We start from the raw sequence: 16,075 nt of genomic DNA, 5'->3' as shown, positions 1-16,075 counted from the left end.
CAGGCTGGCGCGCGTAGCGGTGTTCATTTGGATTCCTCGAGAATGATGTCGGCGATGCGCTCTGCGGCATCGACCTTGGCCAGGGCACGCGCGGCGTTGGCCATCTGCATGCGTCGGGCGGAATTTTCGGACAAATCGCGCAATACGCCTTCCAGCTGCGTCGCCAGCGTTTCATCCTGCTTCAGCAACACCGCGGCGCCGCGCTCGACCAGATACTCCGCATTGCGGGTCTGGTGATCGTCGACGGCCGCAGCGAACGGCACCAGCACGCTGCCCACACCCACTGCGCAGAGCTCGGCCAGGGTGGAGGCGCCGGAGCGGCACACGACCAGATCGGCCCAGGCGAACGCCTCGGCCATGTCCGCGATGAAGGGTTCCACGCTCGCCTGCACGCCAGCATCGGCATACGCCTGCAGCGCTTCGGCGTGCAGCTTCTCGCCGCTCTGGTGACGCACCTGCACCGGCATGCCGGCGCCCAGTGCCGCCAGCGCCTTGGGCACCGCGTTGTTGAGCACGCGTGCGCCCTGGCTGCCGCCCAGCACCAGCAGGCGCAGCGGCCCCTGGCGGTTGGCCAGGCGCAGCTCGGGCGGGGTGATGGCGGCGATCTCGGCACGTACCGGATTGCCGACCGCTTCCTCGCGCTGGGCGAAGCTGCCCGGGAACCCGGCCAGCACGCGGCGCGCGAAGCGCGACAGCACGCGATTGGTCATGCCCGGTGCGCGGTTCTGCTCGTGCACCAGCAGCGGCAGGCCGTGCAGGCGCGCGGCGATACCGCCCGGGCCGGAGGCAAAGCCACCGAAGGCGATCACCGCACGGGGCTGACGATCGCGGATCAGGAAGCCGGCCGCACGGATCGCACGCAGCAGCCGCAGCGGCGCACCGATCAGGGCCAGCTTGCCCTTGCCGCGCAGGCCGCCGATGGCCAGGGTGTCGATCGGGATGTCGTGCTGCGGCACCAGGCGCGTTTCCATCGCGCCATCGGCACCGAGCCAGGTGACCGGCACGCCGCGCTCGCGAAGCACCTTGGCCACGGCCAGGCCGGGGAAGATGTGCCCGCCGGTGCCGCCGGCCATGATCATGACCGGGCGCTGGGACGGATCGAGGCGAGGCGTGCTCATCCCATCCTCCCCAGCGTCGGTTCGATACGCTGCTGCATGCGGCTGGTGCCACGGGTGGCGCTGTCACGGGGTGCGGTATCGCGCGCGGCGCTGTCCTGCATCGCTGCCGCAACCGCGCTGGCGCTGTCGGCCTTGGGAACATCGCCGGGCAGCGGGCCATCCTGGTCGGCGCCCATGCGCACAGCCTGGCGGCGCTCGGCGCGATCCAGTTCGTAGGAGACGCGCAGCAGCAGGCCCATGGCCACGCAGGTCATCAGCACGCTCGAGCCGCCCGAGGAAATCAGCGGCAGGGTCAGGCCCTTGGTCGGCAGGATGCCGAGGTTGACCCCGATCGAGACGAAGCTCTGCATGCTGATCCACAGGCCGATGCCGAAGGCGATGTAGCCGGAGAAGTGGCGCTTCATTTCCACGCAGCGCATGCCCAGCCAGAAGGTGCGGCCAACCAGCAGCGCGTACAGCGAAATGATCAGGCAGGTGCCGAGGAAGCCCAGCTCCTCGGCGGTGACCGAGAAGATGAAGTCGGTGTGCGCTTCGGGCAGGTAATAGAGCTTCTGCACCGAGTTGCCCAGGCCCACGCCGGTCCACTCGCCACGGCCCACGGCCATCAGCGCGTTGGACAGCTGGTAGCCGTCGCCCTGCTGATCGGCCCACGGGTCCAGGAAGGAGGTGATGCGGCGCATGCGGTACGGCTCGATGATCGCCAGCGCGCTCATGCCGACCATGCCGATGATCACCGGCATGGACATGCGCGGCATGTTGACTCCGCCCAGCACCAGCATGCCGGCGGTGATCGCCAGCAGCAGGGTGGACGAGCCGAAGTCCGGCTGCAGCAGCAGCAGCACCACCAGCGCGCCGGCCACGCCGAGCGGCTTGAGCATCGCCGGCCAGGTGGCATTGACCTCATCGCGGAAGCGGACCAGATAGCTGGACAGCCACACGATGTAGAGCACCTTGACCGCTTCGACGGTCTGGAACTTGGAGATGCCCAGGTTGATCCAGCGGCGGGCACCGTTGACGCTGCTGCCCAGGCCCGGGATGAACACCACTACCAGCAGCGCGAAGCAGCCCAGCAGCAGGATCTGGTTGTACTGCTCGATGCTCTTGAGCTCGGTGCGCATGGCGATGATCGCCAGGCCGATGCCCACCGCCAGGAAGATCAGGTGGCGGTTGAGGTAGTAGAACGGGCTGCTCATCAGCGCGATCGAGCTCGACGCGACCATCACCACGCCCAGCCCGGTGAGCGCGATGATCGCGCCCAGCAGCCACTTGTCGAAGTGGCCTCCGATGGCTTCCAGGCGGGTGGCTTGGCGCGACAGGTCGTTCATCAGCGGACCTTCAACGTGGCCAGGCCGATCAGGACCAGCACCACCGAGATGATCCAGAAGCGCACGATCACGCGCGGCTCCGGCCAGCCCTTCAGTTCGAAGTGGTGGTGGATCGGGGCCATGCGGAACACGCGCTTGCCGGTCAGCTTGAACGAGGCGACCTGGATCATCACCGACAGCGTCTCGATCACGAACACGCCACCCATCACCACCAGCACCAGTTCCTGGCGGGTGATCACCGCGATCGTGCCCAGTACCGCACCCAGCGCCAGCGCGCCGATGTCGCCCATGAAGACCATGGCCGGGTAGGTGTTGAACCAGAGGAAACCCAGGCCCGCGCCGGCGATCGCCGCGCAGATGATGACCAGCTCACCGGCGCCCGGGATCTGCGGGATCTGCAGGTAGCTGGAGAACACCACGTTGCCCGACGCGTAAGCGAACACGCCCAGCGCGCAGGCGACCAGCACCGTCGGCATGATCGCCAGCCCGTCCAGGCCGTCGGTCAGGTTGACCGCGTTGGAGAAGCCGACGATCCAGAAGTACGCGATGGCCACGAAGCTGATGCCGGCCAGCGGCAGCGCGATCGACTTGAACATCGGGATGTAGAAGGTCATCGCCGCCGGGACATCGGCGGTGTAGAACAGAAACAGACCCGCGGCCAGGCCGAAGATCGACTGCAGCAGATACTTCCAGCGCGACTTCAGGCCGTTCGGATCGCGGCGGACGATCTTGATCCAGTCGTCGTACCAGCCGATCGCGCCGAAGCACAGCATCACCGCCAGCACCAGCCAGACATAACGGTTGCGCAGGTCGGCCCACAGCAGCACCGACAGCGTGATCGTCAGCAGGATCAGCGAACCGCCCATGGTCGGCGTGCCGGCCTTGGCGAAATGGGTCTGCGGGCCATCGGTACGGATCGGCTGGCCGCCCTTGAACTGGGCGAGCTTGCGGATCATCGCCGGGCCGAGCCACAGCGACAGGAACAGGGCGGTCAGCGCCGCGAGGATGCCGCGCAGGGTCAGGTAGCCGAACAGCCCGAACAGGCTCTCCAACTGCTGCAGCCATCGGGCCAGTTCAAGCAACATTGGGGGTTTCCTCTCCTTGCGCGAGCAGCGCTTTGACGATCGTGTCCATGGCGCTGCCACGCGAGCCCTTGACCAGGCAGCGCACGCCGGCATGCAGTTCGGTGGCGAGTGCGGCGGCCAGGGCCTGGTGGCTCTGGAAATGCTGGCCGCCTTCACCGAAGGCGGTCGAAGCGGCGGCGCTCAGCGGGCCGAGCGTATACAGCCGCTTCAGGCCCGCCTCGCGGGCGCGGCGGCCGGCCTGGGCATGCAGCGCCTCGCCGTCCGGGCCGAGTTCGCGCATGTCACCCAGCACCAGCCAGCCCTCGTCCTGCGAGGCAGCCAGGGCATCGATGGCCGCGGCCAGCGAACCGGGGTTGGCGTTGTAGCTGTCATCGATCAGCACCGCGCCGTTGGGCAGCTGGTGGGCGATCTGGCGGCCCGGCACCGGCTCGGCACGGGCCAGGCCGGCGGCGATCTGCGCCACCGTGATGCCCGCCGCCAGTGCCAGCGAAGCAGCGGCCAGCGCATTGCTGATGTTGTGCCGGCCCGGCAGGCCCAGCGTGATCTCTGCGTCGCCGGCCGGCGTGGACAGCACGAACTGACTGCCCTGCGCGGCCGGACGGATCGCACGTGCGGTGACATCGGCGCTGTGGTCCAGGCCGTAGCGCAGCACGCGGCAACGCGGCGGCTGGCCGACGATGTGCTGCTCGAACCAGATCCCGAAGGCATCATCGGCATTGATCACGGCGACCCCATCGGAGGGCAGCGCCGCATAGATCGCGCCCTTGGTGGTGGCCACGCCCTGCAGGCTGCCCATGCGCTCCAGATGCGCTGGCGCGATGTTGTTCACCAGCGCGTAGTGCGGGCGCACGATCTCGGTCAGGTAGGCGATGTCACCCGGCTTGCCGGCGCCCATCTCGTAGACGGCGTAGTCGGCATCTTCCGGCGCATCGAGCACCGCCAGGGGCAGGCCGATCTCGTTGTTGCGGTTGCCCGGGTTGGCGTAGACCACCTTGCGGTCGTCCCGCGCGACCTGCTCCAGGATCGCCAGCAGCAAGCTCTTGACGCTGGTCTTGCCGTTACTGCCGGTGATCGCGAACACCACGGTGCCGCGGTCGCGCTGCATGCCGGCGGCGATACGGCCCAGCGCGTGCTCGCTGTCGGCCACCACGATCTGCGGCAGGGCCACATCCAGCAGGCGCTCGACCAGCATCGCCGAGGCGCCGCGCGCCAGGGCGTCGGCCGCGAAGTCGTGGCCATCGAAACGCTCGCCACGCAGCGCCACATACAGGCTGCCGGGGGCCAGCGTGCGGGTGTCATTGCTGATGGCGTCGATCGCGGTGTCTTCACCGTGGATCTCGCCACCGGCCCAGTGGGCGATCAGCGACAGCGGGGTGCGCTTCATGGTGCCTCCATGCGCGGCGTACCCGCTTTATCTACGCGCGCGGCCAGTACACGGCCAGCTACGTCAGTGTCGTCGAACGCGTGCTTGACTCCGTGGATCTCCTGGTAGGGCTCATGGCCCTTGCCAGCGATCAGCACGATATCGCCCGCACCGGCCTGGCCGATCGCGGTGGCGATCGCGGCGGCGCGGTCGCGCTGCACGGTGACCGCGGCAGGTGCGTCAAAGCCCTTGAGGATGTCGGCCACGATCACGTCGCCGTCTTCGCCGCGCGGATTGTCGTCGGTGACGATCACCACGTCGGCATGCTGTTCGGCGATGGCGGCCATCTGCGGGCGCTTGCCGGTATCGCGCTCGCCGCCGCAGCCGAACACGCAGACCAGGCGCCCGGCCAGATGGCCCTGCACGCTGGTCAGGGCCTGTTCCAGTGCATCCGGCGTGTGGGCGTAATCGACCACGACGGTGGGCAGGCCACCCTCGCCGCCCAGGCGGTTCATGCGGCCGGCGATCGGCTGCAGCTGCGAGAGCAGCGCGGCGATCGCGGCCGGGGCGTGCCCCAGCGCATACAACGCACCGGCCACGGCCAGCAGGTTGTCCACGTTGAAGCGGCCGAGCAGCGGCGACTGCACCGGATGGCGCTGGCCGTCGACCACCAGGTCGAAGGCGATGCCGCGGCCGTCCTGGGTGAGCGAATCGGCGCGCAGGGTGGCCTGCGCGGCACCGCGCGAACTCACCCCGATCGGGCGCACGGTCTCGCCGACGGTGCGCAGCAGTTCGCTGCCGAAGCTGTCATCGAGATTGACCACGGCGGCCTTGAGCCCGTCGCGATGGAACAGCTTGGCCTTGGCCGCACCGTACTGCGCCATGTCGCCGTGATAGTCGAGATGGTCGCGGGTGAGATTGGTGAACACCGCCACGTCGTAATGCACGGCATCCACGCGGCCCTGGTCAAGCGCGTGCGAGCTGACTTCCATCGCCACGGCCTGGGCACCGCCGTCGCGCAGCTGGGCCAGCACTTCATGCATCTGCAGCACCAGCGGCGTGGTGAAGCCGGTCGGCACGACATCGCCATAAAGGCCGACGCCCAACGTGCCGATACTGCCACTGCGGGTGCCGAGCAGGTGCCAGGCCTGGGCCAGCAACTGCACGGTGGAGGTCTTGCCGTTGGTGCCGGTCACACCGACCATCGTCATCGCGCGCGACGGATGGCCGTGGAACTGGTCGGCCATCGCGCCCATCCGGTTGCGCAGGCCGGGCACGGCGATCGCATCGGTTGGCGCCGGCAGCTCGACCGGCGCAGGCGGATCGAACAGGATCGCCGCAGCACCATTGGCGCGCGCCTGATCGACAAAGCCCAGCCCGTGCGCGCCGAAGCCGGCGATCGCCACGAAGGCATTGCCCGGGCGCACCGCGCGGCTGTCCAGCACCAGGCCGGTGATGGACGGGTCGTGGCTCAGCGCCACATCGGGAAGCAACTGCGAAAGCAACATCGTCTGGCTCATTGCGTGCCTCCCTGCGCGGGCGGCACTGTGGCGTGCGCGCTGGGCAGCGCGGCATCGAATTCTGCGGCGGCGTCGGGCGCGATCACCGTTTCCGGCGGCGGCATCGGCAGCACCGAGGCCGAGTGGCCCATCTTTCCGGACTGCTGTGCGGCCAGCCACGACTCGATGTCATCCGGCGGCACGTCCATCAGGCGCAGCGCGCCCTCCATAACGTTGTGGAACACCGGCGCGGACACCAGGCCGCCGTAATACTTGCCCGCCTGCGGATCGTTGATCACGATCACCGTGGCGAAGCGCGGGTTGGTGGCCGGCACCACGCCGGCGAACAGCGCGTTGTAATGCCCGCGCTCGTAGCCGCCCGGACCGGCCTTGCGTGCGGTACCGGTCTTGCCGGCCACGTGGTAACCCAGTACCGCGGCCTGCTTGGCGCCGCCCTGGGTGACCACGGTTTCCATCATCGCCACCACGTCCTTGGCGATGTTCTCGTCGATGATCTGCTTGCCCTCGTTGCGCTGGCCCTTGACGAAGGTCGGCGCGATCAGCTTGCCACCGTTGCCCAGCGCCGAGTACGCCGTGGCGATCTGCAGCGGGGTGACGTTGAGGCCGTAGCCGTAGGACATCGTGGTCTTGGACGACCCGCTCCAGCGCGCCGGGCGCGGCAGCACGCCGGCCGATTCGCCGGGGAAACCACTGTGCGGCGACACGCCGTAGCCGAAGCTGTGGACGTGGTCGTAGAAGACCTGGTCCGGCATCTTGGCGGCGATCTTGGCCGCGCCGATGTTCGAGCTGCGGGTGATCACGCCGGTGACGTTTAGCACGCCGTTGTTGCGCGGCACGTCCTTGATGGTGAACCGGCCCACAGCCATGTAGCCCGGGTTGGTATCCACCGTGGTGTCCTTGGTGACCACGCCGGACTGCAGCGCCGAGGCGATGGTCAGCGGCTTCATGGTCGAACCCGGCTCGACCAGGTCGGTCACCGCGCGGTTGCGACGGGTGTCCGGTGCTGCGCCACCCACGGCATTGGGGTTGTAGGTCGGCAGGTTGACCATGGCCAGCACTTCGCCGGTGGCCACATCCATGATCACCATCGAGCCACCGGCCGCCTTGTTGGCGATCAGCGCGTTGCGCAGCTCCTTGAAGGCCAGGAACTGGATGCGACGGTCGATGCTGAGGGTGAGGTCCTTGCCCGGCTCGGCGGCGCGCAGCAGATCGCTTTCGACCGTGTCGCCCTTGCGGTTGCGGATCACGCGCTTGGCGCCGGCCTTGCCGCGCAGCCACTCATCGAAGGCCAGCTCCAGCCCTTCCTGGCCGCGGTCGTCGATGTTGGTGAAGCCGAGCACGTGCGCCATCGCCTCACCCTGCGGGTAGAAGCGGCGGAACTCGCGCTGCGAGGCCACGCCCGGAATCTTCAGCGCGACCACTTTCTCCGCGTCGTCCGGATTGATCCGGCGGCGCAGGTACATGAATTCTTTATCGGCCTTCTGCGAGAGCTTGGAGGTCAGCTCGTCCAGCGGCATGCCCAGCGCGGCGGCCAGCTCGGGGATGCGGTCCGGCGCGCGCAGCAGTTCCTGCGGGTTGACCCAGATCGAGGCGACCGGGGTCGACACCGCGACCGGTTCACCATTGCGGTCGGTGATCATGCCGCGCGAGGTATTGATCGGCAGCTCGCGCAGGTAACGGGCTTCGCCCTGGCGCTGGTAGAACTCGCTGTTGATGATCTGCACGTAGGCGGCGCGACCGACCAGCGAGACCGAACACAGGCCGAGTGCCAGCCCCACCCACTTCAGGCGCTGGCGGAGGTTGAAGCTGTTGCGCGCACGGTTGCGGCCGGACTTGTTCATGGCCGGATCACCACGACATCAGCCGCTTCGGGGAACTTCATGCCCAGGCGTTCGCGGGCCACCCGGTCGACCCGGGTGGACTCGGCCAGGGTGGCCTGCTCGAGCTGCAGGCGACCGAACTCGATGTTGATCTCATCGCGCGCACGCTCGACCCGGGACAGCTCCACAAAGGTCTGGCGGTGACGATGGCGCATGAACACCACCCCGATCGCCGAAGCGACGGTGCAGGCCAGCAGCACGATCAACAGCAGGCGGCTCATCCGGCCACCCCGCACTTCTCGGCGACGCGCAGCACGGCGCTGCGCGAGCGCGGGTTGACCGCCAGCTCGTCGTCTTCAGCCTTGATGGCGCCGCCATGCAGGACCAGGGTCGGCACGAACGGCTGCGCTTCGGGCAACCGGCGATTGCTCGGCGGCGCTTTGGCATGGCGGTTCATGAACTGCTTGACGATGCGGTCTTCCAGCGAATGGAAGCTGATGACGGCCAGGCGACCGCCGGGCTTGAGGCGCGCCAGTGCCGCGTCCAGCCCGGCTTCAAGGTCGGCCAGTTCGCGGTTGATGTGGATGCGGATCGCCTGGAAGCTGCGCGTGGCCGGGTTGATCTTGTCCTTGCCACGCGGCATCACTGCGGCGATGGCGTCGGCCAGTTCAGCGGTGCGGCTGAACGGCTGCTTCTCGCGGCGGGCCACCAGAGCGCGGGCGATGCGCCGGCTCTGGCGTTCTTCGCCATACGTCCACAGGATGTCGGCGATCTCGCGTTCTTCGGCCCGGTTGAGCCACTGCGCCGCGCTTTCGCCGCTGTCCGGGTCCATGCGCATGTCCAGCGGGCCGTCCTTGCCGAAGCTGAAACCGCGCTCGGCGACATCCAGCTGGGGCGAGGACACGCCCAGGTCGAACAGCACGCCATCCAGGCCTTCGGCGGTGGCGTCCCAGTGCAGCAGATCGGCGAAGCTGCCACGGAAGATCGAGACGCGCGGGTCCGGCGCGAAATCACGCTCGGCTACCGCAATCGCCTCGGGATCCTTGTCCATGACCAGCAGCCGGCCTCCGGGACCGAGTTGCTCGAGCACGCCGCGGGCGTGACCGCCACGACCAAACGTGCCATCGAGATACACTCCGTTTTCGATCACCTTCAGGCCTTCCAGGACCTGCGTGTACAGGACCGGCAGGTGGCCTGCCGGCGACTGCGACACCGGAAGGTGACCGGTCTGCGCTGCTCCGCGCATCCGGGCACCCCGGCTCACAACTTCAGGTCGAGCAACCCATCGCCGAGATCCTCGTCAGACAACGTCTGCTGGATCAACGCGCGATGAGCCTGCTCGCTCCACAATTCGAATTTGTCGCCCATACCGAGCAGCACCGCCTTCTTTTCAATGCCAACGGCACCACGGTGGCTGGCGGGAATACTGATGCGGCCGTTGCCGTCCAGCTCCAGATGCGCGGCCGAACCGACCAGCTTCTGTTGCAGGAGGCGCACGACGCGCTGTGTGTTGGGCTTGGACATGACGTCATCACGGACGCGTTCCCATTCCTGTTCGGCGTACAGCCAGAGGCAGCCGGACTCGAACGGGTTGTAGGTCAGGACCAGACGGTTGTTGCTCACACGCGCGACAAGGTCGCGATGCGCGGTCGGAACCGCCATGCGCCCTTTGTCGTCAACAGTGATGGCCGTCTCGCCTTGAAACACGACGTTTTCACCTTTCCTTCGCCCGGTGAAACATTGAACCACGAAAAACCACAAAAAACCCGGTTTCCCCTCTGATGCCCACCTTAGCAGTGCCGATTGGGTTGTCAACAACTTTGCGAAGGGGAAATCACTTTGAACATCAAGGGCTTGCAGCAATGTTTAGAGACTTGTTCAAGGCTTATCCACAAGTTGCTGTTTCGTCTCATTTTTTGAGATTTCGCCGAAGTTCAGGCCTGTGGAGGCCGCGTGAAACATCCGCCCGTATTCAGTCCTGGCGGGGTCGCCAACGCCTCGACACTGCGCAGAACCGGCACAATGTGAGGCATGTGTCTGCTCGCCCTCGCCTGGAAAACACACCCCCGGTGGCAGCTGGTCATGGCCGGCAACCGCGATGAGTTCCACGCGCGGCCGACGGCTGGACTCAGCCGCTGGCCCGCGCCTGACGACGGCATCGCTGCCGGCCGCGACCTGCGCTCGGGCGGGACCTGGGCCGGGATCGGCCCGGACGGGCGGATGGCGGTGGTGACCAATGTGCGCGACCCGCTGGCCCGGCAGACCGGCCCCTCACGCGGCGCCCTGGTCGCCGACTACCTGCGCGATGCAGCGCCCGCCGCGTTGTTCGCCGAGCAGCTCGCCCGGCGCGCGGTCGAGTTCGCCCCGTTCAATCTCCTGCTGGCCGACCACGTCAGCTGCCAGTTCCTCGGCAACCATCCCCTGCACCGCCACTCCTTGGCGCCCGGCGTCCACGGGATGTCCAACGGGCCACTGGATGCGCCCTGGCCGAAAACCGTTACATTGAACGCAGCGCTGCGCGCATGGGTGGACCGGGGCAACGATGATCTGGCGCCACTGTGGGATGCCCTGCGCGATGAGACCCGCGCTGACGACAGCGCCCTGCCGGAGACCGGCATCGGGCTGGAGCGCGAGCGCTGGCTCTCCTCCGCCTTCATCCGCAGCCCCGACTACGGCACCCGCGCCAGCACGATCATCGCACTGGACGCCAACGGCCACGGCTTCATCGCCGAGCGCCGGTTCGATGCGGAAGGTGTCTGCGTGGGTGAAACGACGCTGGCAACGCACGACTGATCGTGGTCGGGACTGTGCCGTGATCGGCGAGCACCCAAACCCCAGGACACTCAAGCGGAGCAACAGCCCCCTTCAGTAAAGGGGGCGCGCCGTCAGGCGCGGAGAATGGGAGGCTGGTAGCCCGGGCCCCAAGGTTTGCGCTGCAAACCTTGGGGCTTTTTTCGCGAGTCGCGAAAAAAGCGGCGGAGCCGGCCGATAAGCCGGGTTTTGTCGTGGACAGTCATTCTTCTAGGCGCTGCGTCACCGCAGCGCTCAAGCAACCTACCCGGACCCGACGCGGGCCACGCCATTAGGTCCCTATTTGGTCTTGCTCCAGGTGGGGTTTGCCGTGCCGGTCTGTTACCAGACTCGCGGTGCGCTCTTACCGCACCATTTCACCCTTACCGGCTTCCCGAAGGAAACGTAGGCGGTATCTTTCTGTTGCACTTTCCGTCGGCTCGCGCCGCCCAGGCGTTACCTGGCACCTTGCCCTGTGGAGCCCGGACTTTCCTCGGCATCCGCAAGGGATGACGCGACTGTCTGGCCGACTCCGCCGCGCGCATTGTCCCACAAAACAGGCCGGATCGCGGGTTATCCGCCGTACAACGCCTTGCGCGGGGCCCCGGTGATTTCCGCCGCCAGCTTGGCTGCGGTGGAGGGCGGCAGATGCTCGCTCAGCTTGGCGTACAGGCGCCGGCCCTGGACCAGCTGGGCTTGGTCATCGTCGGCTGCGCCCTGCACCATCACCACGAACTCGCCCTTGCGCTGGTTGTCGTCGGCCTCGACCTGCTGCAGCAGCGAGGCCAGGTCGCCATCCAGCACGGTTTCAAACAGCTTGGTCAGCTCGCGCGCCAGCACTGCCGGGCGTTCGGGCCCGAACGCGGCGACCATGTCCGCCAGCGATTCGCTGATCCGGTGCGAGGATTCGTAGAACACCAGGGTGCGGGTTTCGCCGCCCAGCGCATTGAGGCGCTCACGGCGACCGGAGGCCTTGGCCGGCAGGAAGCCCTCGAAGGTGAAGCGGTCGCTGGGCAGGCCGGCCACACTGAGCGCGGCGATCGCGGCGCAGGCGCCGGGAATCGGGCTGACCTTGATCCCGGCCTCGCGCGCGGCGCGGACCAGGCGGTAGCCAGGATCGCTGACCAGCGGGGTGCCGGCATCACTGACCAGCGCCAGCGACTCGCCCGCCAACAGGCGCGCGACGATCCGCTGCGACAACGCTTCTTCATTGTGGTCATGCAGGGCCACCAGCGGCTGCTGGATGCCGAAGTGGGCCAGCAGCTGCCCGCTGCGGCGGGTGTCCTCGGCGCAGATCGCGGCCACCGAACGCAGCACGTCCTGCGCACGCGGGGTCAGATCGGCGAGGTTGCCGATCGGGGTGGCAACGACATACAGCGTGGGGACAGCACTCATCAGCGGCTCTTCCGTGGTCAAGGGTAGAATCGTACCGTTCCCCGGCCACGGCCGCTGCCCCCATCGAATGGACCTGATCATGAACAAGCCCGTCGTACGGATCTCCGCCCTTTCGTTGTCGCTGATGCTGCTTGCCGGCTGCGCCACGACCAGCTTCACCAGTGCGCCGGAATCGCCGGCCCAGAGCCAGGCCCTGGCCCTGATCGAGCAGGGCAAGCCGCGCGATGCGGCGGTCCAGCTGGAAGCGCTGGCCAACACCCTGCGCGGCAGTGCCCGCAGCGCCGCGCTGGCCGACGCCGCGTTTGCCTGGCACGAAGCCGGCGATGCCACCCGCGCCCGCACCCTGCTGGCCCAGGTCACCGCGCGCCAGCTCAGTGGCGCCAGCCTGCAGCGCTATCAGTTGACCACCGCCGAGCTGGCCCTGGCCGACAAGCAGCCGGCACAGGCGCTGGCGGTGCTGAAGGAATCGGCCGACTCGGTCACTCCGTCGCTGCGGACCCGCTGGCAGCTGGCCCGCGCCAACGCACTGCAGGCCACCGGCGACAACCTCGGTGCCGCGCTCGAGCGCGCCCGTGCGCACGCCGCGCTGAACGGCAAGGCGCGCACCGACAACCAGCAGGCCATCGCCGGCCTGCTCGGCACGCTGGACGATGCCACGCTGCGCGCGCGTGCCGCCGCACTGCCGGCCAATGAGCCGCTGTACAACTTCGCCGGCCGTGCGCTGATCGCCCGCGGCCTGCCGCTGCCGCGTCCGTTCGATCGCGAAGGCGCCTCGCAGTTCGATACCAGCAAGCGCCCGCCGGCGATGAGCGATGGCTACCGCCCACCGGTGAAGATGGCCGTGCTGCTGCCGCTCAGCGGCCGCCTGGCCACCGCCGCGCAGCCGGTCCGCGATGGCCTGCTCAGCGGCTACTACGGTGAAACCCGCCGCCGCCCGGACATCCAGTTCATCGATACCGCCGGCACTGCCGCCGGTGCCGTGGCCGCCTACGACAAGGCGGTAACCGCCGGGGCCGATTTCATCGTCGGCCCGCTCGGCCGCGATGAAGTGGATGCCGTGTTCGGCCGCCGCGAACTGCCGGTGCCGGTGCTGGCACTGAACCGCGGCAAGGACACCCCGCCGGCCGGCAGCGCCGGTTTCTCGCTGGCCCCGGAAGACGACGGCATCATCGCCGCCGAATACCTGCGCGGCCGCGAGCGCAGCAAGGTACTGGTGATCCACAGCAATGATGACAACGGCCGCCGCGCCGCCGCTGCGTTCCGCGAGCGCTTCGCGCAGCGCGGTGGCCAGGTGGTGGCGACGATCGGTGTGAGCGACACGGTCGGCGACATCGGTGCACAGGTGCGTGCCGCGGGTGCCATCGACGGCGTGCTGCTGGCGGTCAAGGCGCCGCAGGCGCGTGCGCTGACCCCGCAGCTGGCGCTGGCCGGTGCGGGCGGCGCCACCCGCGTCGGCACCTCGCAGCTGACCGTCGGTGCCGGCAAGCCGGAAGAAGACATGGCGCTGGACGGCATCGTCTACCCGAACGAAGCCTGGAACGTGCGCGGCGTGCCGGGCCTGCCGGCCGCTTCCACCGCCGGGCAGATCCTGCCTTCGGCGCGTGGCGCCTCCGGTCGTCTGTTCGCGTTCGGTTTCGATGCCTGGAAGATCAGCGCCTACCTGGACAAGGTCGCCACCGAAGGCGGCCTGGCCGGCGCCACCGGCACGCTGTTCCTGGACAGCAACGGCAACGTGCTGCGGGTGCCGGCATGGTCGACCTTCAGCGGCGGCCGGCCGATGCCGATCGCCAGCAGCAACTGATCCGCGTGCCGACAGGGCGCGCGATACGTGGCGCGGCGGTCGAAGCCGCCGCGCAGCACCATCTCCAAGAGGCCGGGCTGCGCCCGGTCACCACCAACGCGCGTTATCGCCGCGGTGAGATCGACCTGATCATGCGCGACGGCGATGTCGTCGTCTTCGTGGAAGTCCGCTACCGCGCCAGTGCCCGCTTCGGCGGCGGCGCGGCCTCGGTGGACCTGCGCAAGCGACGCAAGCTGGTGATCGCCGCGCAGTTGTTCCTGCAATCCCATCCCTGGCTGGCCGAGCAGCCCTGCCGCTTCGATGTGGTCGAAGCCAGTGGCGAACCCCCGCAGCTGAACTGGTTGCGCGACGCGTTCCGGCTGGAAGACTGCTGATGCCCTCCCTCTTCACCCACACCGCCATTCCGCGGGCGCTGTGGTGCGCCGCTGATCGTGGCGCGCGATCCTGCTGATTCCCGGACCTGATGATGACCCCTGTCCTGCCCACGGCCTTCGTTGCCACCCTGCATGCCCTGCTCGGTGAGGACGGCTGGCGCACCGATGACCGCGCGCTCGAGGCACATGCGCAGGACAACTCGTGGCGGCACACGCGCCCGGCCGGTGTCGCCTTCCCCCGCGATCGCGAGCAGGTCGTCGCCCTGGTCCGCGCCTGCCGCGACCACCGCATCGCCCTGGTCGCGCGGGGCGCGGGCACCGGCACCACCGGCGCGGCGGTGCCGATCGAAGGCAGCATCGTGCTGTCCTTCGCACGCATGAACCGCATCCTCGCCATCCAGCCGGGCGACCGCTGCGCCGTGGTCGAACCGGGCGTGCTCAACGGCGACCTGCAGCAGGCGCTGATGCCGCATGGTCTGTTCTGGCCACCGGACCCCTCCAGCGCGGAGATCTGCAGCATCGCTGGCAACCTGGCCTGCAATGCCGGCGGCCCACGCGCGGTGAAATACGGCACCAGCCGCGACAACGTGCTCGGCCTGGTCGCGGTCACCGGCGCCGGTGAACTGATCACCTGCGGCGGCCCGTATACGAAGGATGCCACCGGCTACGACCTGACCCATCTGCTGGTCGGCAGCGAAGGCACGCTGGCGCTGATCGTGGAAGCCACGTTGAAGCTCACGCCGCTGCCGGTGACCCAGGCCGGGCTGCGCGTGCTGTACCGCGATGCAGATGCCGCCGCGCAGGCGGTCTCGCGGCTGATGGCGCAGCCGGTGGTGCCCACGCGCCTGGAATTCATGGATGCGCGCAGCCTCGAACTGCTGCGTCGCAATGGTGCTGACGTGCCAGAGGCCGGCGCGATGTTGCTGGTGGAAGCCGATGGCGACCACGACACCCTGCCCTACCTGCTGCAGGCCCTCGCGGCGGCCGCCGAAGGCGATGGCCTGATCGCGCTGGATGTGGCGATGGAAGGCAGCGCGCGCGAAACCCTGTGGGCCGCGCGCAAGGCGCTGTCACCAGCGCTGCGCAGCATCGCACCGGGCAAGATCAACGAAGACGTGGTGGTGCCGGTCTCGCGCATTCCCGCGCTGGTGGCGGGAGTGCAGGCATTGTCGGCCGAGTTCGAGCTGCCGATCGTCACCTTCGGCCATGCCGGCAACGGCAACCTGCACGTCAACATCCTCTACCACCCCGACGATGCCGGCGAGAACGCACGCGCGCATGCGGCGCTGCCGCGCGTGTTCGCGCTGACCCTGGCCCTCGGCGGTACGCTCTCGGGCGAGCACGGCATCGGCCTGGCCAAGCGTGATTTCATGGCGCAGGCATTCACCCCGGCCACGCTGGCGGCGATGCGCGCGATCAAGGCGGCGCTGGATCCGGACGGGATTCTCAACCCCGGCAAGGTGCTGCCGCCGGTGTGAGCGGAC

The 16,075-nt window shown here is 68.4% G+C and carries 14 protein-coding genes and 1 other RNA gene; 4 read left to right on the top strand and 11 right to left on the bottom strand.

Annotated features, from left to right (window positions below; genetic code table 11):
- Positions 1 to 23 precede the first annotated feature (23 nt).
- Genes murG through mraZ form a run of 9 tightly spaced genes read right to left on the bottom strand, consistent with a single transcriptional unit; the run spans position 24 to position 9,938 of the window.
- Positions 24 to 1,118 carry an undecaprenyldiphospho-muramoylpentapeptide beta-N-acetylglucosaminyltransferase gene (gene murG, locus ACTT2I_RS01355; protein ID WP_443096762.1) on the bottom strand — a complete coding sequence of 365 codons (1,095 nt, stop codon included), beginning with the start codon at positions 1,116 to 1,118 and terminating at the stop codon, positions 24 to 26.
- Positions 1,115 to 2,443: a putative lipid II flippase FtsW gene (gene ftsW / locus ACTT2I_RS01350; protein WP_421100198.1), complete on the bottom strand. Its 1,329-nt coding sequence runs from the start codon at positions 2,441 to 2,443 to the stop codon at positions 1,115 to 1,117. Before ftsW ends, murG begins: the two co-directional genes overlap by 4 nt.
- The gene (mraY, locus tag ACTT2I_RS01345; RefSeq protein WP_088433957.1) at positions 2,443 to 3,528 is read right to left on the bottom strand and encodes a phospho-N-acetylmuramoyl-pentapeptide-transferase; all 1,086 of its coding nucleotides are present in this window, start codon (positions 3,526 to 3,528) and stop codon (positions 2,443 to 2,445) included. Before mraY ends, ftsW begins: the two co-directional genes overlap by 1 nt.
- Positions 3,518 to 4,912 carry a UDP-N-acetylmuramoyl-tripeptide--D-alanyl-D-alanine ligase gene (locus tag ACTT2I_RS01340; protein ID WP_421100199.1) on the bottom strand — a complete coding sequence of 465 codons (1,395 nt, stop codon included), beginning with the start codon at positions 4,910 to 4,912 and terminating at the stop codon, positions 3,518 to 3,520. The genes mraY and ACTT2I_RS01340 overlap by 11 nt, the downstream gene beginning before the upstream one ends.
- Positions 4,909 to 6,411, bottom strand: a complete 1,503-nt coding sequence (locus tag ACTT2I_RS01335) for a UDP-N-acetylmuramoyl-L-alanyl-D-glutamate--2,6-diaminopimelate ligase (protein ID WP_421100200.1) — start codon at positions 6,409 to 6,411, stop codon at positions 4,909 to 4,911. Before ACTT2I_RS01335 ends, ACTT2I_RS01340 begins: the two co-directional genes overlap by 4 nt.
- The gene (locus tag ACTT2I_RS01330) at positions 6,408 to 8,252 is read right to left on the bottom strand and encodes a peptidoglycan D,D-transpeptidase FtsI family protein (RefSeq protein ID WP_293984265.1); all 1,845 of its coding nucleotides are present in this window, start codon (positions 8,250 to 8,252) and stop codon (positions 6,408 to 6,410) included. The genes ACTT2I_RS01335 and ACTT2I_RS01330 overlap by 4 nt, the downstream gene beginning before the upstream one ends.
- Positions 8,249 to 8,512, bottom strand: coding sequence for a cell division protein FtsL (gene ftsL / locus ACTT2I_RS01325; protein WP_088433953.1), 264 nt, complete (start codon positions 8,510 to 8,512; stop codon positions 8,249 to 8,251). Before ftsL ends, ACTT2I_RS01330 begins: the two co-directional genes overlap by 4 nt.
- Positions 8,509 to 9,477 (bottom strand): 16S rRNA (cytosine(1402)-N(4))-methyltransferase RsmH, encoded by a 969-nt coding sequence (gene rsmH, locus ACTT2I_RS01320; protein ID WP_088433952.1) that lies wholly within the window; start codon positions 9,475 to 9,477, stop codon positions 8,509 to 8,511. Before rsmH ends, ftsL begins: the two co-directional genes overlap by 4 nt.
- A gap of 14 nt (positions 9,478 to 9,491) precedes the next feature.
- Positions 9,492 to 9,938: a division/cell wall cluster transcriptional repressor MraZ gene (gene mraZ, locus ACTT2I_RS01315; protein WP_019182494.1), complete on the bottom strand. Its 447-nt coding sequence runs from the start codon at positions 9,936 to 9,938 to the stop codon at positions 9,492 to 9,494.
- Between the two features lie 324 nt (positions 9,939 to 10,262).
- On the opposite strand from mraZ, the gene ACTT2I_RS01310 reads away from it, so the two are divergent.
- The gene (locus tag ACTT2I_RS01310; RefSeq protein WP_088433951.1) at positions 10,263 to 11,024 is read left to right on the top strand and encodes an NRDE family protein; all 762 of its coding nucleotides are present in this window, start codon (positions 10,263 to 10,265) and stop codon (positions 11,022 to 11,024) included.
- Positions 11,025 to 11,204: 180 nt separating this feature from the next.
- Here the strand turns inward: ACTT2I_RS01310 and rnpB are convergent.
- Positions 11,205 to 11,555, bottom strand: an RNA gene (gene rnpB, locus ACTT2I_RS01305) — RNase P RNA component class A.
- A 39-nt stretch (positions 11,556 to 11,594) separates the two neighbouring features.
- A complete protein-coding gene (gene rsmI, locus ACTT2I_RS01300) occupies positions 11,595 to 12,416 on the bottom strand; it encodes a 16S rRNA (cytidine(1402)-2'-O)-methyltransferase (RefSeq protein WP_088433950.1) in 822 nt (273 codons plus the stop codon).
- A gap of 79 nt (positions 12,417 to 12,495) precedes the next feature.
- On the opposite strand from rsmI, the gene ACTT2I_RS01295 reads away from it, so the two are divergent.
- From ACTT2I_RS01295 to ACTT2I_RS01285, 3 genes are all read left to right on the top strand, one after another.
- Positions 12,496 to 14,217: a penicillin-binding protein activator gene (locus tag ACTT2I_RS01295; RefSeq protein ID WP_088434023.1), complete on the top strand. Its 1,722-nt coding sequence runs from the start codon at positions 12,496 to 12,498 to the stop codon at positions 14,215 to 14,217.
- Complete coding sequence (locus ACTT2I_RS01290; RefSeq protein ID WP_343124594.1) at positions 14,166 to 14,591, top strand: YraN family protein; 426 nt, start codon at positions 14,166 to 14,168, stop codon at positions 14,589 to 14,591. Before ACTT2I_RS01295 ends, ACTT2I_RS01290 begins: the two co-directional genes overlap by 52 nt.
- 92 nt (positions 14,592 to 14,683) lie before the next feature.
- On the top strand, positions 14,684 to 16,069 hold the full coding sequence (locus ACTT2I_RS01285; protein WP_443096761.1) for an FAD-binding oxidoreductase: 1,386 nt from the start codon (positions 14,684 to 14,686) through the stop codon (positions 16,067 to 16,069).
- Positions 16,070 to 16,075 lie beyond the last annotated feature (6 nt).

The sequence above is a fragment of the Stenotrophomonas sp. PUT21 genome, assembly GCF_052232875.1.
GTDB classification, from domain to species: domain Bacteria; phylum Pseudomonadota; class Gammaproteobacteria; order Xanthomonadales; family Xanthomonadaceae; genus Stenotrophomonas; species Stenotrophomonas maltophilia_N.
The sequence above is the reverse complement of the archived record's forward strand: the minus strand, read 5'-3'. Positions and strand labels throughout refer to the sequence as shown.